21 protein-coding genes and 1 tRNA gene are annotated in these 19,733 nt (G+C 55.2%); 13 read left to right on the plus strand and 9 right to left on the minus strand.

From position 1 onward, the window contains the following. Positions 1-128: 128 nt before the first annotated feature. Together rlmB and DK507_RS02745 are read left to right on the plus strand one after the other, a co-directional pair. Positions 129-881 carry a 23S rRNA (guanosine(2251)-2'-O)-methyltransferase RlmB gene (gene rlmB, locus DK507_RS02740; protein WP_109354617.1) on the plus strand — a complete coding sequence of 251 codons (753 nt, stop codon included), beginning with the start codon at positions 129-131 and terminating at the stop codon, positions 879-881. Beyond that, a complete protein-coding gene (locus tag DK507_RS02745; protein ID WP_109354619.1) occupies positions 882-1,811 on the plus strand; it encodes a hypothetical protein in 930 nt (309 codons plus the stop codon). It begins immediately after the preceding gene. Positions 1,812-1,881: 70 nt separating this feature from the next. Here the strand turns inward: DK507_RS02745 and DK507_RS02750 are convergent, their stop codons facing one another. Beyond that, entirely contained in the window at positions 1,882-2,199 is a 318-nt protein-coding gene (locus DK507_RS02750) for a 2Fe-2S iron-sulfur cluster-binding protein (protein ID WP_108811779.1), read from the minus strand. A gap of 103 nt (positions 2,200-2,302) precedes the next feature. Between DK507_RS02750 and DK507_RS02755 the strand changes: the two genes are divergently transcribed. Next, on the plus strand, positions 2,303-2,920 hold the full coding sequence (locus DK507_RS02755) for a DNA-3-methyladenine glycosylase (protein ID WP_109354621.1): 618 nt from the start codon (positions 2,303-2,305) through the stop codon (positions 2,918-2,920). Positions 2,921-2,938: 18 nt separating this feature from the next. On the opposite strand, the gene DK507_RS02760 is transcribed toward DK507_RS02755, so the two are convergent. From DK507_RS02760 to DK507_RS02770, 3 genes are read right to left on the minus strand one after another with little or no spacing between them, the layout of a single operon-like run. After that, the gene (locus tag DK507_RS02760) at positions 2,939-3,466 is read right to left on the minus strand and encodes a hypothetical protein (protein ID WP_254054230.1); all 528 of its coding nucleotides are present in this window, start codon (positions 3,464-3,466) and stop codon (positions 2,939-2,941) included. After that, positions 3,467-5,014 (minus strand): ABC transporter permease/substrate-binding protein, encoded by a 1,548-nt coding sequence (locus DK507_RS02765; protein ID WP_109354622.1) that lies wholly within the window; start codon positions 5,012-5,014, stop codon positions 3,467-3,469. It abuts the gene before it with no gap. Continuing rightward, complete coding sequence (locus DK507_RS02770) at positions 5,011-5,811, minus strand: ATP-binding cassette domain-containing protein (protein WP_109354624.1); 801 nt, start codon at positions 5,809-5,811, stop codon at positions 5,011-5,013. Before DK507_RS02770 ends, DK507_RS02765 begins: the two co-directional genes overlap by 4 nt. 118 nt (positions 5,812-5,929) lie before the next feature. Here DK507_RS02770 and DK507_RS02775 point away from each other — a divergent pair, with 118 nt between their 5' ends. After that, positions 5,930-6,763, plus strand: coding sequence for an SDR family oxidoreductase (locus DK507_RS02775; RefSeq protein ID WP_109354625.1), 834 nt, complete (start codon positions 5,930-5,932; stop codon positions 6,761-6,763). Here the strand turns inward: DK507_RS02775 and DK507_RS02780 are convergent. Beyond that, positions 6,760-7,089, minus strand: a complete 330-nt coding sequence (locus DK507_RS02780) for a 4a-hydroxytetrahydrobiopterin dehydratase (protein ID WP_301950662.1) — start codon at positions 7,087-7,089, stop codon at positions 6,760-6,762. The genes DK507_RS02775 and DK507_RS02780 overlap by 4 nt on opposite strands. Positions 7,090-7,134: 45 nt before the next feature. Between DK507_RS02780 and ccmA the strand changes: the two genes are divergently transcribed. Both ccmA and DK507_RS02790 read left to right on the plus strand, forming a co-directional pair. Then, positions 7,135-7,749, plus strand: a complete 615-nt coding sequence (ccmA, locus tag DK507_RS02785) for a heme ABC exporter ATP-binding protein CcmA (protein ID WP_109354628.1) — start codon at positions 7,135-7,137, stop codon at positions 7,747-7,749. Further along, positions 7,746-8,396 carry a heme exporter protein CcmB gene (locus DK507_RS02790; protein WP_254054231.1) on the plus strand — a complete coding sequence of 217 codons (651 nt, stop codon included), beginning with the start codon at positions 7,746-7,748 and terminating at the stop codon, positions 8,394-8,396. Before ccmA ends, DK507_RS02790 begins: the two co-directional genes overlap by 4 nt. Before the next feature lie 2 nt (positions 8,397-8,398). Here DK507_RS02790 and DK507_RS02795 read toward each other — a convergent pair whose 3' ends face one another. After that, a complete protein-coding gene (locus tag DK507_RS02795; RefSeq protein WP_109354856.1) occupies positions 8,399-9,157 on the minus strand; it encodes a molybdopterin-binding protein in 759 nt (252 codons plus the stop codon). A 114-nt stretch (positions 9,158-9,271) separates the two neighbouring features. Between DK507_RS02795 and DK507_RS02800 the strand changes: the two genes are divergently transcribed. From DK507_RS02800 to glnA, 5 genes are all read left to right on the plus strand, one after another. Beyond that, positions 9,272-9,934 carry a hypothetical protein gene (locus DK507_RS02800; protein ID WP_109354629.1) on the plus strand — a complete coding sequence of 221 codons (663 nt, stop codon included), beginning with the start codon at positions 9,272-9,274 and terminating at the stop codon, positions 9,932-9,934. Positions 9,935-10,000: 66 nt separating this feature from the next. Next, complete coding sequence (gene map, locus DK507_RS02805; protein WP_109354631.1) at positions 10,001-10,828, plus strand: type I methionyl aminopeptidase; 828 nt, start codon at positions 10,001-10,003, stop codon at positions 10,826-10,828. Between the two features lie 90 nt (positions 10,829-10,918). Then, positions 10,919-13,075: a PQQ-dependent dehydrogenase, methanol/ethanol family gene (locus DK507_RS02810; RefSeq protein WP_109354632.1), complete on the plus strand. Its 2,157-nt coding sequence runs from the start codon at positions 10,919-10,921 to the stop codon at positions 13,073-13,075. Between the two features lie 223 nt (positions 13,076-13,298). Beyond that, on the plus strand, positions 13,299-13,637 hold the full coding sequence (locus tag DK507_RS02815) for a P-II family nitrogen regulator (protein ID WP_108811770.1): 339 nt from the start codon (positions 13,299-13,301) through the stop codon (positions 13,635-13,637). Between the two features lie 72 nt (positions 13,638-13,709). Then, complete coding sequence (gene glnA / locus DK507_RS02820; protein WP_109354633.1) at positions 13,710-15,122, plus strand: type I glutamate--ammonia ligase; 1,413 nt, start codon at positions 13,710-13,712, stop codon at positions 15,120-15,122. A 107-nt stretch (positions 15,123-15,229) separates the two neighbouring features. Here the strand turns inward: glnA and DK507_RS02825 are convergent, their stop codons facing one another. Beyond that, complete coding sequence (locus DK507_RS02825; RefSeq protein ID WP_109354634.1) at positions 15,230-15,550, minus strand: DUF1330 domain-containing protein; 321 nt, start codon at positions 15,548-15,550, stop codon at positions 15,230-15,232. Further along, positions 15,547-16,764 (minus strand): CaiB/BaiF CoA-transferase family protein, encoded by a 1,218-nt coding sequence (locus tag DK507_RS02830; RefSeq protein WP_109354635.1) that lies wholly within the window; start codon positions 16,762-16,764, stop codon positions 15,547-15,549. Before DK507_RS02830 ends, DK507_RS02825 begins: the two co-directional genes overlap by 4 nt. 94 nt (positions 16,765-16,858) lie before the next feature. Between DK507_RS02830 and DK507_RS02835 the strand changes: the two genes are divergently transcribed. Further along, positions 16,859-18,376: a hypothetical protein gene (locus DK507_RS02835; RefSeq protein ID WP_109354636.1), complete on the plus strand. Its 1,518-nt coding sequence runs from the start codon at positions 16,859-16,861 to the stop codon at positions 18,374-18,376. Positions 18,377-18,424: 48 nt separating this feature from the next. Here the strand turns inward: DK507_RS02835 and DK507_RS02840 are convergent. Continuing rightward, positions 18,425-18,512: transfer RNA gene (locus DK507_RS02840), tRNA-Ser, on the minus strand. 106 nt (positions 18,513-18,618) lie between these two features. Here DK507_RS02840 and DK507_RS02845 point away from each other — a divergent pair. Next, positions 18,619-19,653 carry a peptidylprolyl isomerase gene (locus DK507_RS02845; protein WP_109354637.1) on the plus strand — a complete coding sequence of 345 codons (1,035 nt, stop codon included), beginning with the start codon at positions 18,619-18,621 and terminating at the stop codon, positions 19,651-19,653. Positions 19,654-19,733 lie beyond the last annotated feature (80 nt).

Here is a 19,733-nt window from a genome sequence, read left to right on the forward strand (position 1 = left end):
CGTTTTTCGGCAAGATGCGGCTCAATGACGAAAGCATAGCCCGGTGTCAATGCCTGCCCATCCAAAATCACATATTTACCATGCAAAAAAAGAGATGTGCCATCGCAGCCAAGCCGTTAAAGAGCGATATGGCACGTAAAAACAGATCTGTGAAGAAAACCGGTGGTGGTTTGAAATTCTGGGGCCGGCATGCGGTGGAGGCCGCGCTCGCCAACCCGCATCGCTTCACCAAGAAAATATCGGGAACCAGAGAAGCTCTGGCAACACTTGACCTTCCGCAGGACCTGGCCGTGGTATATAGCGACGTCGCCGATCTGGGGCGGATAATTCCGCGCGATGCGCCGCATCAGGGAATGGTGCTTGATGTGGATCCTCTGCCAGAAATCTGGCTGGGTGACATGCTCGATAAAGCGGCTGACAAAGGCCGGCCGATATTGGTACTGGACCAGGTAACTGATCCTCATAATGTCGGAGCAATCCTGCGTTCTGCCGCTGCTTTTGATGCCGCCGCCATTGTCACTCAGGACCGCCATGCGCCGCCTGAATCGGGGACACTGGCGAAATCAGCTTCCGGCGCCCTGGAAATTGTCCCCTGGGTGCGTGTGGTCAACCTGGCGCGCGCACTGGATGAAATTGCCGAGGCCGGATATTGGCGCATCGGCATGGCCGGGGAAGCCGAACAAACACTGGGCAGTGTCATGGGGCAAAGCAAGCTGGCGTTGGTTATGGGCGCTGAGGGCGAAGGCCTGCGGCAAAATGTCGCGGCCCATTGCGACGCTCTCGCACGGCTTCCGATGGCACCGCAAATGGAAAGTCTGAACGTATCCAATGCAGCAGCCATCGCTCTTTACGCAGAATATACACGAGACCGGGAGAATTAGATGAAACAGATGTTCAAATTTGTAGCCGCCCTATCGGCCCCCTTGCTGTTATCGGGTTGCTTTTTATTGCCCGGCAAATTCAATGCGAACCTGAAGATCCTTGACGGCGATCGCTATGAGTTCGGCTATACTGGCCAGATTCAAATGACCATGCCCGATGATGGCAGGGCTAAAAAGCCGAGCGACGAACCCTTTGACCCAGCCAAGCTGAAATGCCGCGATCTGGTTTACAAAAGCAGCGGGGAAGTAAAAGCCGAGCGTCCTGTTTATGGGGATGACTATGATAGGTATGGGAAAGATGCCGACCCTTCGATTGATGCCAGCGAACTTGCTTATGATGTCGTTGATCGTGATTGCACCGAGGAAGAAATTACCGAACGAAAAGATCAATATGATCGCGCGCAAGCCCGCAAGCAGAAGCGATATGAAGAAGAAACCGCGATGGCAGGGGCCTTTTTCGGCGGGCCCATCCCGGGTGATGACGACAGCATGGCCGCCTTTGCCAAAAAACTGAGCAAATATCAGGGCTGGAAAAAGGTCGAGCATGCCGGCGGCAATATCTTCGATGTCGAATATAGCGAAACCGGCCCTATCGGCAATTATTTCAGCTTCCCGGTCCTACCTGATGCACAGATGCAATATCCTTTCTTCCAGCTCATCCGGCGTAGCGATGGCGCCATCGAGATGCTGACCCCCGGCATTGCTGGGCAAGGCAGCCTGTTCAACGTGATGATGATGAAAGAAAGCGGTGGCAAAGCGCCGAAAATTTCTGAAATTGATGGTGTTTTGACCGTCGAAACCAATGGCACGGTCGTCAACAATAACAGCGTTGATGGATTTACCGAAAATGGAGATCGGAAAATTATGAGCTGGAACATCGGCAAGAATGCCCAGTCCGAGGACGGGCCGCGAGCGCTGATCAGGTTCTGACTGAATATATGCGACGCACAAAAAAGGGGAGCTCAGCGGCTCCCCTTTTTTTGCATGGATTTCGCTCAGCTCAGTCTTCTTCGGCGATTTTCACTTTCAGACCGTCAAGATCGTCATTCAATTCGATCTGGCAGCTCAGGCGGGAAAACTCATCCCGGTGATCACTGCTTTCCAATAGATCATCTTCGTCTTCACTCATCGCAGGCAGCTTGTCTTTCCAGTCCGCATCGACATGCACATGGCAGGTCGCGCAGGAACAGCAGCCGCCACATAGTGCCAGCAGTTCGTCAAAGCCGTTATCGCGGATCGCTTCCATGACGTTCATACCGCTATCGACGGTAACGGCCTTCTCTTCTCCGGTACGACCGGTGACGTGGATGGTTGGCATATAAACCCCTTAAGCTGTTTTCATTCAAAATCCGGCACGCTATGTCCGCTCGATCAAAAAGAATCAAGAGGCCAAACGGCCTGCAAGCTGAGGCAGAGCCGCAATGGGCCTATCAAAAGAGACGATAAAGACCAGCCTTGATGCGGTCAGCAAAGTCGAGCCGGTCCTCGGCAAGGCCATCGAAGCAGCCGGTTATCCCGAACCACGCATCAACCCGAAAGGTTACCAGACATTGCTCAGGACCATTGTTGGTCAACAGGTCAGCGTGGCTTCCGCGGCCTCTGTCTGGAACAAGCTGGAAGCAAAATTGGGCGCAGGCTGTCCGGCAGAAGCGCTGATCGCAACCGACTTTGATGAATTACGCGCTTGCGGCCTGTCGCGTCAGAAACAGGGCTATGCGCGCAGTCTGGCGGAGTTGATTTTGTCCGGCGGATTGGACCTCAACAACTTGCCGGATGACGATGAGGAGGCCATTGCGCGGCTCACCCAAGTCAAAGGCATTGGTCGCTGGTCGGCGGAAATCTATCTGCTCTTTGCATTGGGCCGTCCCGATATCTGGCCCGCTGGCGATCTCGCCATTCAGGCCGGAGTTGGCGACATATTGGGCCATGACACGCGGCCATCAGAACAGGACTTGCGAGAGATTGCGCTGCCCTGGTCGCCGCATCGCGGGTCGGTCGCCATTTTCATCTGGCATCATTACAACACAATGGTGATGTAGCTTTCGAACAGCCGGACGCTATTTCTTCAGCATGGGGTTCAGCGCCATCACTTCTTCCATGAAGGATCGCGGTTTTTTCCAGAATTTGGTTTTCGCATTGAACTGATAACCCAATATCGCAATCGCCTCGCTGGCAAAATGGACGCAATTGCGCTTGTTGAGGCTGTAGCTTTTCTGAGGCTTGTCGCGCCATTTTTTAACCAGCGCCATCAACTCACGATATTTGTTATCGCCAACGGTCACCGTGAAATGCGGATTGCTGTTGGTGATATATTTGGGCTTGGGCGTCTCTACCTTGCCCTTGACCGATCCCCATAAAATTCCGGGCGAGATATTGACCGCGGTGAAGCCAAAGCTGGTATCCACGGTCTCGCCGTTCTGCAGCTTGCCTTTCATCACAAAAAAGGCGTGCGGAAAATTTTTGCCAAAATCATGGGAGTAAAAGGTCACTGCCACTTGTGCCTGTGCAGGCATTGCGGTCATGAAGAACGGGATCAGAATGGCCAGAAGACGCAGCCGGAACCTTACAAAAAACTGTCTTGTCACTTACTGATCTTTCCCGTTCCTGGTCTGCTCATCCAGCCAGCGCGCCGCCTGTCCGGGGGAGCGCTTGTCGGCTTCACGATCGACCTTATAATTGGCCTCTCGCATATTTTCCACAGTGATCGCGCCGACCAGCGGCTTGATCGCGTTGATGAGCCTTTCATCACCGCTGCGGTCTTCAGAAACCAGTATCATCGCCTCATAGGACGGCACCGCACCTTTCGTGTCTTCGAGCACGACAAATCCATTGGCCGCTATGCGGCCGTCCGAAGAAAAGGCCGAGATCACATCCACTTCCCCGCTCGATAAAGCGGGATACATGAAGGTCGGATTAAACGAGCGCGATTCTTTAAACCGGATTGGATAGGCGGCCTTGACCATCTCCCATTCCGGGCGTTCGAGAAATTCAAGATCGGTGCCAAATGCAAAGTCGGAAGAAATGCGGGCAAGGTCATCAAGTGTCGTGAGCCGTCTGCTTGCCGCATCTTCAGGACGTACCGCAAAGGCATATGTATTTTCAAACCCCAGAGCACCCAGCATGGTCACGCCATGCTCAGACGCACTCCATTGCGCAATTTCATTCACCATGTCATCGGCAGGCACCGTATCTGACCGTTTCATCTGGTTGGTCCAGATCGTACCGGAATAATCGACATAAATATCGATATCTCCCGACGCCACCGCCTGAAACACCACGGCCGAACCGAGACCGTCCTGATAACGGACTTCATAGCCTGATTCCTCCAACCGCGAACCGATCAGCCGCGCCAATATGAACTGTTCGGAGAAACCTTTCGCGCCGATCACCACGACATCGTCACGCGCGGCCAGCATTGGTAACAACGCAATGGCCAGGCCAATACCGATAACCGCCCCGCTGCCCCACACCATAAGCTTCTGGCGATCCCGGATACCGCGCTCGATCAGGCCAAGCAGCGTATCGACGATAATCGCCAGTCCTGCAGAGGCGAAACAACCGGTAAGCACCAATGTCCAGTTTTGAGTCTGCAGGCCGGCAAAGATCAGATCACCGAGACTGGCCTGCCCCACGGTTGTGGACAATGTCGCGGCTCCGATAGTCCAGACGGCGGCAGTGCGGATACCGGCCATGATGGTCGGCGCTGCGAGCGGTGCTTCCACCAGACGCAGCTTTTGTGCCGCTGTCATACCGAGCCCGTCCGCCGCCTGTTTTGCGGCCGGTGCCACGCCAGTCAGTCCAGTGACCGCGTTGCGCAAAATTGGCAGCAGCGCATAAAGCGTAAGCGCAAGCAAGGCCGGCAAAAAGCCAAGCGCGGATATCTCTCCGCCGACTAAAGCCGACAGCCCCAGCAGAATGGGATAGAATAGCGCGAGCAAGGCCAATGCCGGAATCGTCTGGACCAGACTGGCAAAACCCAGAATGACCGCAGCCACTTTCGGCGCCCGCGCCGCCCATATGGCCAAGGGTAAACACAAGGCCATGGCAAGCAGCAAAGCGGAGAAACTGAGCTGCACATGGGCCGCCAGCAATTCCGGAACCCGTACAAAGGCCTGTTGCCATGCCTCCGTCATGTCTTTTTCGCTCCGTCCGTATTGCCCAGCGCGATGAGATGCGCCGCCTGCGCACGGGGAATGGCGACCAAGGCTTCGGCTTCATCGCCGACACTGCCCGACAACAGTTCCGCTGGCGTCGCATCTGCCTTGATCTGACCCGCCTCCATAACCAGTATCCGGTCGGCAAGATAAAGCGCCTCGGCCATGTCATGGGTGACGATTATCGTTGTCAGGCCCAGCTTCTCATGTAGCGCTTTATATTGACCAGCCAGGCTGTCCCGCGTGACCGGATCCAGCGCGCCAAAGGGTTCATCCATAAGCATCAAGCCCGGCCGCGTTGCCAGCGCCCGGGCCACGCCCACCCTTTGCTGTTGCCCGCCACTTAGCTGATGCGGCATCCGGCCAGCCATTTCCTGAGGGAGTTCGACTAATTCAAGCAATTCGGTGACACGTTCTGCTCTTCCATCCTTCTCACCTGCCAGCTCGAGCCCAATCGCGATATTGCGCGAAATCGTCATATGCGGGAAAAGACCAATATTCTGGAACACATAACCAATCCGGCGGCGCAAAATATGGGGATCAATTGCCTTCACATTGTCATCCGCGATCAAAACCTCACCCGCGGTGGGGTCGACCAGCCGGTTGATCATTTTCAACAAAGTGGACTTGCCCGATCCGGATAACCCGACCAGCGCAACAAAACTGCCCGCCGCGATCTCCAGCGAAATATCGTCCACGGCCGTAACCGTACCATAACTACGCCTGACATTTTTGAGGCTGATCGCCGGACCGGAGGCAGAAAAGGTTGAAATCATTATAGTCACTATTGGCCAGCTTTACTCAATATGTCCAATCGCTCTTGACCTGATCGCCAAAAACCGCTCGAACAAACATTAATGTCAATAAGACAAAGATGAGAGGGCGAGAACAAAAATGGCATATCAGAGCGGACAGAAATCAATCTTCATCACCGGCGGCGCGTCAGGACTGGGCCGCGAAGTCGCTCGCTATTTCGCGGGCAAGGGATGGTATATCGGTATTGCCGATATCAATGATGCCGGGATGACTGAAACCGCATCGCTGCTGCCCGAAGGGCAAAGTTCGATCCACAGGCTGGATGTAACAGATCGCGCCAACTGGAAATCTGCCGTCGCCGACTTCGGCGAAATTACCGCCGGAACGATGAATGTGCTGTTCAACAATGCCGGCATCGGAGAAGGCGGCCCGATTCAGGAGATGACCGACGAGGATATCGACCTGATGGTCGCGATCAATTTTACCGGTTGCATCAGCGGCACACGAGCCTGTTTTGAAATGCTTAAGAACACGCCCGACAGCTGTGTGCTCTATACGGCTTCGGCTGCCGGTATCTACGGTGTGGCCGACCTCAGTGTCTATAGTGCAACCAAATTTGCCGTACGCGGCCTTGCGGAATCGCACGATCTGGAATTTAACAAATATGGCATCAAGTCCCGTTCGTTGATGCCCGGCTTTGTTGACACCAATATCATCTCGGATGTGGTGGAAGGCACCAATCAGACGGGCAAGGAGCGGCTGGAAGAAAGCGGTGTGCTTGTCAGTCCGGTATCAATTATCGGCCCGGCAGCTTGGGAAGCCGTCCATGGCAAAAAGGTCCATACGCCGGTCAATAAAATGGCCAAGCAGCTGGCCTTCGCTGCACGCTGGATGCCAGGCCGGCTGCGCAAACAATCCGTCGAGCTCGCCGATCTGGGCAATGTTCTCGCTGGGGTAGACGATAAAAGCTAGAGAATATCCTCAATGGTTTTCGCCAGATCAATATCGCGCTGAGACAATCCGCCATTTTCACCTGCATCATGGGTGGTCAGCGTAATGTCGACGTTATTATAGACATTGAACCATTCGGGATGGTGATCCGCTTTCTCGGCATGGATCGCCACGCGCGTCATAAAGGCATAAGCTTCGGTGAAATCGGCAAATTTGAACTTCCGGCTGATCGCATCACGTTTGCTGTCATATTCCCAGTCAGGCAGCGCCGCCAGAGCGGCCTGCCGTTCAGCATCATTTAGTTGGGCCACCATATTTCGATACTCCTTGCTTGGCTTTACCGCCATTTCGTGGCTTAAGTCTTCCCCATGAACCGAGGGGCGTCAACCAAAATGCGGATAGACGGCGGCGATAATCTGCGCGCCGAAGCTCTTTCGTGCGTGCGCGGTGACAAATTGCTGTTTCGCGATCTGAATTTTACGCTGGAACCGGGACAAGCCGGGCTGGTGACCGGACCCAATGGCGTCGGTAAATCGAGCCTGCTGCGACTTATTGCCGGATTGCTGGAGCCATTTTCGGGCATGATCCATGTTCCGGCATCGGTTGCCATATGTGATGACCGGATGGCGCTGGATGAAAATCTGCCGCTGCAGGATGCGCTCCGGTTTTGGGCCAGGCTGGATGGTAGAGCAGAGGATGATTGTACGGCCGTGATGAAAAAAGCTGGCATGGGCCATCTCGCCGAGGTGCCGATCCGCTACTTCTCGACCGGCCAGCGCCAACGCGCACGGCTTGCCCGGACATTTCTGACCGCTGCGAACCTGTGGTTGCTGGACGAACCGGCCAATGGTCTTGATACCGCATCGGTGGAACTGCTTGGAAAAAGCCTGCAAGCCCATCTGGAGCGCGGCGGCATTATCCTTGCGGCAAGTCATATCGCGCTGCCGATTTCCTTTGACCTCCAACTTGAACTAGCAGCGCTGGAAGAGATGGAGACGCCGCTATGATCGGCGCGCTCAGAACGATGATCTGGCGTGATGTCCGGCAAAGCTATGCCAGCGGCGGGACCTGGCTGCCGGTGATTTTCTATCTCTCGGCGGCGACCCTGTTTCCCTTTGCTGTGGGGCCGGACCGCGACCTGCTGCTGCAGACCGGTGGCGGCATATTGTGGATCGCGGCATTGCTTGCGACCCTCCTGCCGCTCGACAGGCTGGTGCAGCCGGATCTGGACAATGGCTTCCATGACCAATTGCTCGTGCGCGGCATTACCGACGAGTTCATCGCCTTTGCCCGGCTGATCTCCCATTGGCTGGCTTTTGGGCCGCCATTGCTGTTCGCAGCCTTGCTCGCCAGTGGTCTAATGGGCTTGGAAGGCCCGCCGCTGATCACCCTGCTCGCCAGCTTGGCGATTGCCACTCCTGCTCTCGCGGGCCTCGCAGTAATGATCGCAGCCCTGACGGCGGGCCTGAAAGGTGCCGGTGCTTTGGGTGGATTGCTGCTGGTGCCGCTGGCCATTCCGTTGCTGATCTTTGGAGCCGGTAGCCTGGCCGATCAAAGCGGTAGCGCTTTGTTATTCCTGAGCGCCGTATCACTGCTGCTGGTCGCGATTACGCCTTTTGCTGCAGGTGCTGCGTTAAAAGCAATGCGCGAATAAGCCTAGATACCGCCGTCGGTTACCTCATAACCAGCCTCTTCCAGTCCGGATTTCAGCGCTGCCGTACAGGTCGCCAGCTCCTCTGCATCAGTGGAGCGGACCACGAAATTCGCGCCCACCGTACCATTGCGGAAAAACGGATAACTGCCGATCTGGCAGCCTTCATGCGCATTTTCGGCGGCGGTCAGAACATCGGCAATTTCGCTTTCCGGCGCCCACGCCCCTAGTGTTGCGGACAGCAGCGGCGCGCCGCCTTCCAATGTACCGGTCAAAGCATCCAGCATACCGGCTGTAATATGCGGGACACCAGCCATCAGATACAGATTGTCGATCTTTATTCCGGGCGCACCGGACATGCGATTTTCGATCAGTTCTGCGCCATCGGGCACGCGCGCCATGCGCAAGCGGCCTTCATTAATCCCGCCTTTGTCAGCATAATAGCGTTCCAATATCGCCCGTGCGGTCGGATGGATAATCACATCGACCCCCAACGCCTTGGAGATGGCGTCCACCGTGATATCATCATGGGTCGGACCAATGCCGCCAGTGGTGAACAGATAATCGTTGCGCGCCCGCAAGATGTTCACCGCTTCGGCAATGGCGTCCATATCGTCGGCAATCACCCGCACTTCGCCCAGCCTGATGCCCTGCACGTTCAGCCACTTGGCGATTTGCGCGATATTCTTGTCCTGCGTACGGCCAGAGAGAATCTCGTCACCAATGACGATCAGGGCGGCTGTGTAAATGCGGGCTGTGTTCATGGCCTTTGGATATAGAGCAGTTCGGCAAATCATCAACGGCCATTTGCAATTTGGTAAGGTCCGGCACCTAAACTGAGATGGGGTGCATCAGATCCTCTCCAACGGGAGAATATTATGACCATTCAATTGGGACAATTTGGTTTTGAAGCGGCGTTGCATGATGATGACGCAACCCTCTCCATTTCCCAGGACGGCCCACGCCTGATCATAGACGAAAATGCCGCACCGCCGGGCATGGTCTCGCTCATGGCCGGCTTGGCTTTTGCACTGGCGTTCATCGCTTTCGGGTTGTTTGTTGTCACTTGGAACATGGATGCTGCGAGCGAGCCCCTGCGCTATCCTGTTGCCGGTCTTTTTGCGCTGGTTGGTCTCGGTCTGTTATGGCTGATGCTCAGCCGCAAAAACAGTATCAGGCGGGTGATCGCGGACAGCGACACGCAGACGATCGAATATGGTCGGATCGTTGCTGGCAAAAATGCTGACTGGAATTATCGCCAAAAAGGTGTTTTTGATTACCGTCGGGCCGAAAGATTTGATACCGGTTATGTGGATCACACCGCACCGGGCGCTGAACGCACTTTGACCGGCCTGTATGTCAAAGCGCCAGACGGACCGCGCCGCGGCTTACTGGTGATGGGTGCGCTCTATGAAATCGAAATCGTGATCGATTATATCTACCGGCATATGAGTGATTCTGCCCAGGCCGGGAATGATTTCGATGACCAGGGTAACAGCCTGCCACGCAGTTTTGTTCCGCAAAACCGGAATGATCGCTGATCCCCATCCCAAATTTCTGCCAAAATTCTCATGGTCAAACCTGCCAATTATCCATATATGTGACCTATGACTGACTATCTGACTGTAGAAGATACCACCCCGCAAAGCCGCACCGGCGCAATCAAGCTGCACGGTCCGGAAGGCTTTGAGGGCATGCGCAAGGCCGGCCGGCTGGCCGCTGAAATTCTCGATGGGCTGGTGCCGCACGTTGTGCCGGGCGTGACCACTGGCGCGCTTGACGACATGGTCCGTCAACATGCTTTCCGCGAAGGTGCCGTGCCTGCGACCCTCGGCTATCGCGGTTTTACCCATAGCTGCTGCACTTCGATCAACCATGTCGTGTGTCACGGGATTCCGGGCGACAAGAAACTCAAGGAAGGCGATATCGTCAATATTGACGTGACTGTTATCGTCGATGGCTGGCACGGTGACACCAGCCGCATGTTCCTGATTGGCAAGACACCTGTGAAAGCTTCCAGACTGGTCCAGACGACATATGAATGTCTGATACTGGGCATTGAACAAGCCAAGCCGGGCAATCGCATGGGCGATGTGGCGCACGCAATCCAGACCCATGCCGAAGGTAATCGATATAGTGTAGTGCGCGATTTTTGCGGCCATGGTCTGGGTCAAATGTTCCATGATGCCCCGGAAGTTGTCCATGCCGGGCGGCCCGGTACGGGGCCGGAACTGCGTCCCGGCATGTTCTTCACCATTGAGCCGATGATCAATATCGGCAAATATGCCGTGAAGATGCTGGAGGACGGCTGGACAGCCGTCACCCGCGACCGCTCCCTGTCGGCCCAGTTCGAACATAGCATTGGCATAACAGAAACCGGCTGCGAGATTTTCACCAAAAGCCCCGCCGGTCTGGATTGCCCGCCTTACGCATAAACAAGCATCAGCCTTGACCGCAGCGTTGAAATTTAGCTAGTCAGTTAAATCAGGTTTTGCCCATGAAGGTAAAACCGGCTCGGGAGAAATATGATGCGCCGTCTGGGACTCTTTTTTGCAACCTGTTTGCTGGCCGCCTGCCAAAGCCAGACGAGCGATGATGCTAGCGTATCAGCTGACGGCGCAGAATGGAGCAATATCGGCTTTAGCGCCAAAGAACAGCGGCACAGTCCTCTTGACCAGATTAATGACAGCAATGTCGGCGAGCTTGGCATCGCCTGGTTCAAGGATTTACCTGATGCACGCGGTCAGGAAGCGACCCCCGTGGTTGTCGATGGCAAAATATATATCTCCACAGCCTGGTCCAAAGTCTTTGCCTATGATGCAAAAACCGGCGAGGAACTCTGGTCCTATGATCCCGAGGTGCCTGGCGAAAAGGCCGTGGATGCCTGCTGCGATGTCGTCAATCGCGGCGTAGCCATTTCTCGTGGCAAACTGTTCTTCGGCACGATTGATGGCCGCCTGATTGCGCTGGATGCCAATACCGGCGCGAGGTTGTGGGAAAAGCAAACCACCGACAATAGCAAACCCTACACAATTACCGGCGCGCCGCGTGTGGTAAAAAATATGGTGATCATCGGCAATGGTGGCGCCGAATTTGGCGTGCGCGGTTATCTGACCGCTTATAATGTATCGGACGGTTCCCAGAAATGGCGGTTTTACACGGTTCCCAACCCTGAAGGTGAAGCGGATGGGGCGGCGAGCGACGAGATTTTCGCCAAAGCCGCCAACAAGACCTGGGGTGACGGAGAATGGAAAGAATCCGGCGGCGGCGGAACGGTTTGGGACAGCATCGTCTATGATGAAGAACTCGACCAGCTTTATTTCGGTGTTGGCAATGGCAATCCGTGGAATCACGGGCTGCGTTCCGGCGGAGAGGGCGATAACCTGTTCCTGTCATCCATTGTTGCGGTAAACCCCGATACCGGCAAATATCTCTGGCATTATCAGGAAACGCCCGCCGAGACCTGGGACTATACCGCTACGCAGCATATCATTATCGCCGAGATTGACTGGCCCAAAGAAACCGAAGATGGCGAAGCCACGGCCTTGACGGAAAAGCGCAAGGTGCTGTTCCACGCCCCCAAAAACGGCTTTTTCTTTGTCATCGACCGGACCAATGGCCGGTTGATGAGCGCAGAACCGTTTGTCGACAATATCAACTGGGCCGAAGGCTATGATCTGGAAACCGGCCGGCCAATAGAAAGGCCGGAAGCACGTTTCTATAAAACCGGCGAGCCGTTTGTTTCCATCCCAGGCGCTCTCGGCGCGCATAACTGGCACCCGATGAGCTACAATCCGAAAAGCGGACTGGTCTATATCCCGGCCCAGCAAATCCCGCAGGGGTACGAAGTACCAACCTCTGATCTTGACAAAAAGCGTGAACGACTCGGCTTTAACGTTGGCATCGGCTGGGCAATTGGCCAGCTGCCCGATGACAAGGATGTCTATAAGGCGGCTATTGCTGCCACGACCGGCAAGCTGGTTGCCTTTGACCCTAAAGCGGGAAAAGTTGCCTGGTCGGTTGATTATCCCGCTGCCTGGAATGGCGGCACCATGACAACCGCTGGCAATCTGGTATTTCAAGGCACTAGCGTTGGCCTGTTCAAGGCCTTTGCGGCGGATAGCGGTGAAGAGCTTTTGAGCATGGACATGCAGTCCGGCATTGTCGCTGCGCCTTCAACCTACATGATAGATGGCGAACAATATGTCGCGTTCCTGACCAGCAAGGGCGGCGCATTCCCATTGGTCGCCGGGGTCGCGGGCGGCGCATCGCGCATGGTGCCAAATATCCCGCGGCTGGTTGTGATGAAACTCGGCGGTAAGACCGCTCTGCCTGCATTGCCGGAAAAAGGTGAAGTCGTTTGGGATCCACCGGAGCCAACCGGAACACCGAAACAGGTTGCCGAGGGCAAAGCGCTATACGGCCGCTTCTGTCTGGTCTGTCATGGCGACAGCGCGGTCGGCAATGGCTTTACTCCAGACCTGCGCATTTCCGGAACCTTAGCCAGTGACGAGGCATGGGCTTCTATTATCGCTGGCGGCGCATTGAAGCAGCATGGCATGGTCAGCTTCTCATCGCAGTTAAAGCCTGATCAGGTCGAGGCGCTGCGCCATTATGTGATTGATCGATCCAACTGGACCAAGGCCAATGTCGCCGATGTCAGTGCGCCAATTGCTCGATAGATAATGCGGCTCAGGGCTGCCTAATATTTAGGCAGGGCATGGCAAAAATGCCCGTTTTTTGGGCGGCATTGAAACTGTCACGGTTTAGCTTTAGCAGTTTACCGGCGATTCTTTTCACGATTCCAAACTGGCATGGTAATTGAATTGTAGCGGGCAAGTGCGCCCGATTTTGGTGCTGCATAAGCATGCCAGAACTTGAGTAAACGGGACAGGAACGAATAAAATGAAAAAGATCGAAGCGATCATCAAGCCTTTCAAACTCGACGAAGTCAAAGAGGCTCTTCATGAGGTGGGGGTATCCGGCATCACTGTCACCGAAGCAAAAGGTTTTGGCCGCCAGAAGGGCCATACCGAGCTGTATCGCGGTGCGGAATATGTCGTGGACTTCCTGCCCAAGGTGAAGCTCGAGGTCGTCGTTGATGATAATCTCGCTGAACGAGTCGTTGAAGCCATTTCCACCGCCGCCCAAACCGGCCGCATTGGCGACGGTAAAATCTTCGTCATTCCAGTCGAATCAGCGCTGCGTATCCGCACCGGCGAACGCGACAGCGATGCAATTTAGGGCAGCGCGATAAAGAGCGAAGCGACGCAATTTAACTTTCAATAAATTCAAAACAAACCAAGGGACGAAATAATGGGCAATACTACTGCAGACATCATGAAAATGATCAAGGAGCATGAGATCGAGTGGGTCGACGTGCGTTTCACTGATCCACGCGGCAAGTGGCAACATCTGTCCATGTGCGCCGAAGTTGTAGACGAAGATGTTCTGGAAGAAGGCTTCATGTTTGATGGATCATCCATCGAAGGCTGGAAAGCGATTAACGAGTCCGACATGATCCTGCGCCCTGATCTTGATGCAGTATATATGGATCCGTTTTCAGCCACACCAATGATGGTATTGGTCTGTAATATTGTCGAGCCCGGTGATGGTTCGCTTTATGGCCGCGACCCACGCTCCACCGCGGTGCGCGCCGAAGCCTATCTGAAGTCCACCGGCATCGGTGACACTGTCTATGTCGGACCAGAACCTGAATTTTTCATGTTCGATGATGTGAAATTTGAAGATGGCTATGACCGCAGCGGCTATAAAATTGACGATGTCGAGCTGCCGACCAACACCGGCCGTGACTATGACATTGGCAATATGGGCCATCGCCCACGCGCCAAGGGCGGCTATTTCCCGGTTGCTCCCGTCGACAGCGCCATGGACATCCGCGGCGAGATGGTTGCCACAATGATGGAAATGGGTCTGCCCATGGACAAGCATCACCACGAAGTGGCCGCTGCGCAGCATGAGCTGGGTATTACTTTTGGCACACTGGTCGAAACCGCTGACCGGACGCAAGTCTATAAATATGTCGTGCAGCAGGTTGCTCACGCCTATGGCAAAACCGCTACCTTCATGCCCAAGCCGATCAAGGATGATAACGGTTCCGGCATGCACACCCACATGTCGATCTGGAAAGAAGGCAAGCCGCTTTTCGCCGGCAATGAATATGCTGGCCTGTCCGAAACCTGCCTCCACTATATTGGCGGCGTGATCAAACATGCCAAGGCATGTAACGCTTTCACCAATGCCACGACCAACAGCTACAAGCGTCTGGTTCCAGGCTTTGAGGCACCGGTGCTGCTGGCTTATTCCAGCCGCAACCGTTCTGCCTCTTGCCGTATCCCTTATGGCGCAGGCGACAAGGCCAAACGCGTTGAATTCCGTTTCCCGGATGCGCTGGCTAATCCATATCTTTCGGCTGCCGCTTTGCTGATGGCTGGTCTCGATGGTATCGAAAATAAAATCCACCCTGGCGACGCGATGGACAAGAACCTCTATGACTTGCCACCAGCAGAACTGGCTGAAGTGCCAACCGTTTGTGGCTCGCTACGCGAAGCGCTGGAAGCATTGGAGGCGGATCACGAATTCCTGCTCAAAGGCGACGTGTTCACCAAGGATCAGATCGACGCTTATGCCGAATTGAAATGGGAAGAAGTCAGCCGTCTGGAAACCACGCCAGCGCCTGTCGAATTTGACATGTACTATTCCAGCTGATCCAGTCGATCAGATTGGATTAAAAAAGCCCGGGGCAAGAAATTGCTCGGGGCTTTTTTGATTCTATCGTTTAGGTAGACGGCAGTTTTTGCAAACTATCGAATCGATCACTGCTCAGGAATCGGATGCAGCATCGTCAGGAATTTGAGCTCCGTCCCGGCCCGGCGATGTTCGGACAAAGCCTGATAGTCGGGATCATTATACCAGGCTGTCGCAGCCGCCGCGCTCGGGAATTTGAATAGAACCACGCGCCCTTTGGGCGGTGCGCTGCCTTCAAAGGTAGTGCTGTCGTCATCAAAGGTAATGAACGTCCCGCCATGTTTTTTCAGAATCGGGAAAAAGCCTTTTTCATAGACGCGATATTTGGCCGCATCATGGACGGTGAAATTGGCCATGACGTGAACCGGTGCTGTGTCATTGTCGCTCATGATGCATCCTCCGTTTTGGGTAGTCCGACCGCGTCGCGGATTTCGTCATTGTCCGCGCCCAGTGTCGGCGGATCGGCATAGATATTGGCGGGGCTGGCAGAATAGTGGACGGGATGCTTGATCGAGCGATATTTGCCGATCTTCTCGCCTTCACGCTCGGTCCAGAAACCGACTTGCTGGAGATGCGGATCTTCAAGCACATCAGCCATCTGGTTATAGCGCATTGCGGGAATATTATGCTCGTCGAGCAGCTCCAGCCATTCGTCCGTTGTCTTGGTCGAGGCAATCTCTTCAATGAGTGCATAGAGCGCAGTAATATTCTTGGTGCGTTCGGAATAGGTAGCGAAGCGCGGTTCTTCAAACACGCCAGGCTTGCCGCCCAGCTCAAAGAAGGTTTCCCATTGCCCGTCGCTATAAGGAACGAGGCCGATATAACCGTCCTTGGTCGGATAAGGCTTGCGATTGGGATTAATCGAACGCGTGTAGGCGAGGCGGCCATTGCCGGGAATGAAGGTTTCACCCCATAGATTCTCGACCATATTGAACCAGGTAAAGGCTTCGAACATCGGTACCTGGACAAACTGGCCCTCGCCGGTTTTTTCCTTGTGATACATGGCCGCCAGCGTCGCGTTGACCGCGAACAGCCCGATGGTTTTGTCTGCGACCAGCGACGGCATATAAAGGGGCCGCCCGCTGTCACCGCGCTTTTCAAACAGCGACGCAAAGCCGGAGGAACATTGGATCAAGTCATCATAAGCCTGCCGGTGGGAATATTCACCGCCTTGGCCAAAGCCCGCGCAATGAACATAAACAATGCCCGGGTTGATTGCCTTGACCGACTCATAATCCAGGCCCAGCCGCTCCATTCCGGCGAGCCGAACATTATGGAAAAACACATCAGCATGTTTAAGCAGCTCGACAATCACCGCCTTGTCGGCTTCTTCCTTGGCATTGAGCGTGATAGATTTCTTGTTGCGGTTGAGCGAGGTGAAAATCGGGCCGAGATCACCGGTCGGACTATCGCCGGCATGGCGCATCATGTCCCCGGGAAACTTGCCGCTGTCATTTTCAACCTTGATGACCTCTGCGCCCATGTCGGCAAAATTGAGAGTCGCAAACGGGCCAAGAACAACCGTAGACATGTCCAGTATTTTCAGGCCCTTTAGCGGCCCGGTTGGTTCGACATCCCATTTCAGTTCCGGCCATCCGCTCATCAATTTATCCTCAAATTATTAGGTGCATGAATATGCGTGTCTGTTATCAGTTTTAATCGATCGATGAACTGTTTATTTTGAGGGACTTTCACGCATGACAATTTCGGACCGCCAAGCACCTGTTCTTATTGGTGTGGGGGAAGCCAGCGGGCAATCGCTGAAGCAGGCATTGGGGCTGGAATGGCCCTCGCCGGTTGACCTGGCTTCGGCTGCAGCAAAAGCCGCACTGACCGACAGCGGCGCGGCAGACAAGCTCGGCGCATCGATTGATTGTCTCCTCGCCACCCGCCTGTTCTATGACAGCGGCGTTGGGCATGATTATGGGTCTCCGAACAATTTCCCCGATGCGATTGCGCAGGCGGCTGGCCTTGATCCGGCGCAGCTGATTTACGGCGATGTCGGCGGTCAAAGTCCGCAAAAACATCTGAACGAGCTCGCGGTCCAACTGCACGAAGGGAAAATCAAGGCAGCTCTTCTGTGCGGTTCGGAATCCATCGGCACGGTGAAGCGCGCCAAGAAGGCCGGCCATGAGATGGATTGGAACCAGCCTTCGGATCGGGACTTTGTCGACAAGCGCACGGAATTTCCGGTGCTCACCATGTATGAGTTCCGCCACGGGATTATCTCCATGCCGATGGCCTATGGCCTGCTGGAGAACGCGCGTCGCAGCCGCCTCAATATGGACCGGGCAAGCTATGCAGCGGAAATGGCAGAACTATGGTCTGCTTTCTCCTCGGTCGCCGCCACCCGCGAGCATGCGCAATTTGCGAAAGACTGGAGTGCGGAACTATTGCTGCAGGATGATGGCGGCAATTATCAGCTTAATGATCCTTATCGCCGCTGGATGGTGGCGCAGGATGCAGTGGCTCTGGGTGCAGCGGTAATCGTCACGACTGCGGGTCATGCGGAAGATCTCGGCATTGCCGAAGACAAGATGATCTACCTGCACAGCGGCGCGGATGCGAGCGTCCCGATCATCAGCCAGCAAATGGACCTGTCGCGATCCCCTGCCGTCGAATGGGCGGTGAGTAAGGCGCTCGACCTTGCCGAGCGGCAGGCGAGCGATATCGGTCCGATTGATATTTACAGCTGTTTCCCGGTCGCGGTGTCGCTGGTGATGGAGGCGCTGAACCAACCCGATCGGGCTTTGGCGAGCTACACGCTGACCGGCGGGCTGAGCTTCTTTGGCGGACCCGGCAATAGTTACAGCACCCATGCCATTGTCGCTTTGGTGCAGGCACTGCGCCAGGATGGTAGCAAGCCCGGCATGATCTCAGCCAACGGCGGCGCGATCAACAAGGAATCGGTTGGCATTTACGCGGCACAGCCACTGGCAGGCGGATGGTCACCAGACCGGATCGCGACGCCCAATGCCCTGCCACCCGATGAAGGGACAAAGCCCGATCATTTCGCGTCAGGTGATGGCGTGATCAAAAGCTATGCGCTACCCTATGTAAAAGGTGTCGCCGGAGCCGCGACCTTGTGGTTACAGGACGCAAATGGCGTGCCCTGCATCGGCCTGCTGGACAACCCGCCGGAAGACAGGGATCTGATTGGCGAGAAGGTTACGATTACCTCCGATGGCAAGCGCAATCATGCGGTGCTGGGATAAGCCAGACCAGCGTTGTGCCCCATACCGGATATTTGGCTTAGGAAAAAATGGCGGAGCCGGAGGGATTCGAACCCTCGATAGGTTGCCCTATACACGCTTTCCAAGCGTGCGCGATCGACCACTCTGCCACGGCTCCGCAATGCTGGTCAGAATCATCAGACGGTCGAAATTCTGACAGCGCCGCTTCCCCTAGTGTGCGAATCGCTCTTTCGCAAGTCATTGCTTGGGGTTAGGGTGGGATCATGAAAAAATATCCATTCGTCACATCGCTTGTCGCCCTGATGGCGGCTTCTTCCCTTTCAGCGCAAGAGCCTGAAAAAAAAGAATATCCCAGCCCCAATGCGATAGTCGATGCGGCGCCAGCGAGCGACTGGCAGGCTATAGCGGCCAGCGATCTGCTGGTCATGGATCTGGCACCCGATGCCAAGGGTGAAGCGCGCCGCGTGATCATCCAGCTGATGCCGCCGCCTTTCTCGCAAGGCTGGATTGGCAATATCCGCAAACTCGCCGCAGCGAAATTCTGGGACGGCACCAGCATCAACCGGGTGCAGGACAATTATGTCGTACAATGGGGCGATGCAGGGTACGACAATCCGGAATCGGGCGAGACGGAGCAGAAGGCTTTGCCGGAAGGTTTGGTTGAGGTGCCGGAGAGTGAGTACTCAAAAACTGTTCGATACATAACCATCAACGGAAAGACAGGTTCTCGCGAACCCCTCATAAGGACCTTTTCCAACCAAGATGCTTATACACCAGAAACCGGATATTTTAGTGGCTGGCGGATTGCTATGAACAATCAAGTAGTCGGTAAGGAAGCAAATCGAATAAAGTTTAACCAAACCGACATGGATACTGCCTGGCCCGTCCACTGCTACGGGGCCGTCGGCGTTGGCCGTAACCTCTCGCCCAATACCGGCACAGGCGCCGAACTCTACACCGTTATCGGCCATGCGCCGCGCCATCTGGATCGCAATATTGCAGTGGTCGGGCGGATTGTCGAAGGCATTGAGCATCTCTCCAGTCTGCCACGCGGCAAGGGGCAGCTGGGCTTTTATACCGATCCCAAGAAACGCGTGCCAATCCGGTCGATCAGGCTGGGCACCGCCCTGCCCGATGCCGAGCAGCCCCGGTTCGAATATCTCGACACCGCCAGCAAAGCCTTTGCCCAATATGCCGATGCCCGCGCCAATCGCCGCGATCCGTTTTTTATCAAGCCAGCTGGCGGAGCGGATATCTGCAATATTCCGGTGCCGGTACGGCGGGTGAAGGCGGATTAAACCGCGCCAGCAAAGAAGTGTGAATTTTGCCTTTCCTACTGCCGGCGAAAACGATAATTTCCGGCCATGTCAAATTCTGC

Source organism: Sphingorhabdus sp. EL138 (assembly GCF_900258045.1).
In the GTDB taxonomy this organism is placed as follows: Bacteria; Pseudomonadota; Alphaproteobacteria; order Sphingomonadales; family Sphingomonadaceae; genus Parasphingorhabdus.

What these genes read in the sequence shown, in the direction of transcription:
- glnA (WP_109354633.1), top strand. Translation starts at nt 13,710, where the DNA reads ATGGGCAATACTACTGCAGACATCATGAAAATGATCAAGGAGCATGAG.
- DK507_RS02845 (WP_109354637.1), top strand. Translation starts at nt 18,619, where the DNA reads ATGAAAAAATATCCATTCGTCACATCGCTTGTCGCCCTGATGGCGGCT.
- DK507_RS02800 (WP_109354629.1), top strand. Translation starts at nt 9,272, where the DNA reads ATGACCATTCAATTGGGACAATTTGGTTTTGAAGCGGCGTTGCATGAT.
- DK507_RS02745 (WP_109354619.1), top strand. Translation starts at nt 882, where the DNA reads ATGAAACAGATGTTCAAATTTGTAGCCGCCCTATCGGCCCCCTTGCTG.
- DK507_RS02780 (WP_301950662.1), bottom strand. Translation starts at nt 7,089, where the DNA reads ATGGCGGTAAAGCCAAGCAAGGAGTATCGAAATATGGTGGCCCAACTA.
- DK507_RS02835 (WP_109354636.1), top strand. Translation starts at nt 16,859, where the DNA reads ATGACAATTTCGGACCGCCAAGCACCTGTTCTTATTGGTGTGGGGGAA.
- DK507_RS02775 (WP_109354625.1), top strand. Translation starts at nt 5,930, where the DNA reads ATGGCATATCAGAGCGGACAGAAATCAATCTTCATCACCGGCGGCGCG.
- DK507_RS02830 (WP_109354635.1), bottom strand. Translation starts at nt 16,764, where the DNA reads ATGAGCGGATGGCCGGAACTGAAATGGGATGTCGAACCAACCGGGCCG.
- DK507_RS02825 (WP_109354634.1), bottom strand. Translation starts at nt 15,550, where the DNA reads ATGAGCGACAATGACACAGCACCGGTTCACGTCATGGCCAATTTCACC.
- DK507_RS02765 (WP_109354622.1), bottom strand. Translation starts at nt 5,014, where the DNA reads ATGACGGAGGCATGGCAACAGGCCTTTGTACGGGTTCCGGAATTGCTG.
- map (WP_109354631.1), top strand. Translation starts at nt 10,001, where the DNA reads ATGACTGACTATCTGACTGTAGAAGATACCACCCCGCAAAGCCGCACC.
- DK507_RS02810 (WP_109354632.1), top strand. Translation starts at nt 10,919, where the DNA reads ATGATGCGCCGTCTGGGACTCTTTTTTGCAACCTGTTTGCTGGCCGCC.
- ccmA (WP_109354628.1), top strand. Translation starts at nt 7,135, where the DNA reads ATGCGGATAGACGGCGGCGATAATCTGCGCGCCGAAGCTCTTTCGTGC.
- DK507_RS02795 (WP_109354856.1), bottom strand. Translation starts at nt 9,157, where the DNA reads ATGAACACAGCCCGCATTTACACAGCCGCCCTGATCGTCATTGGTGAC.
- DK507_RS02815 (WP_108811770.1), top strand. Translation starts at nt 13,299, where the DNA reads ATGAAAAAGATCGAAGCGATCATCAAGCCTTTCAAACTCGACGAAGTC.
- DK507_RS02755 (WP_109354621.1), top strand. Translation starts at nt 2,303, where the DNA reads ATGGGCCTATCAAAAGAGACGATAAAGACCAGCCTTGATGCGGTCAGC.
- DK507_RS02790 (WP_254054231.1), top strand. Translation starts at nt 7,746, where the DNA reads ATGATCGGCGCGCTCAGAACGATGATCTGGCGTGATGTCCGGCAAAGC.
- DK507_RS02770 (WP_109354624.1), bottom strand. Translation starts at nt 5,811, where the DNA reads ATGATTTCAACCTTTTCTGCCTCCGGTCCGGCGATCAGCCTCAAAAAT.
- rlmB (WP_109354617.1), top strand. Translation starts at nt 129, where the DNA reads ATGGCACGTAAAAACAGATCTGTGAAGAAAACCGGTGGTGGTTTGAAA.
- DK507_RS02750 (WP_108811779.1), bottom strand. Translation starts at nt 2,199, where the DNA reads ATGCCAACCATCCACGTCACCGGTCGTACCGGAGAAGAGAAGGCCGTT.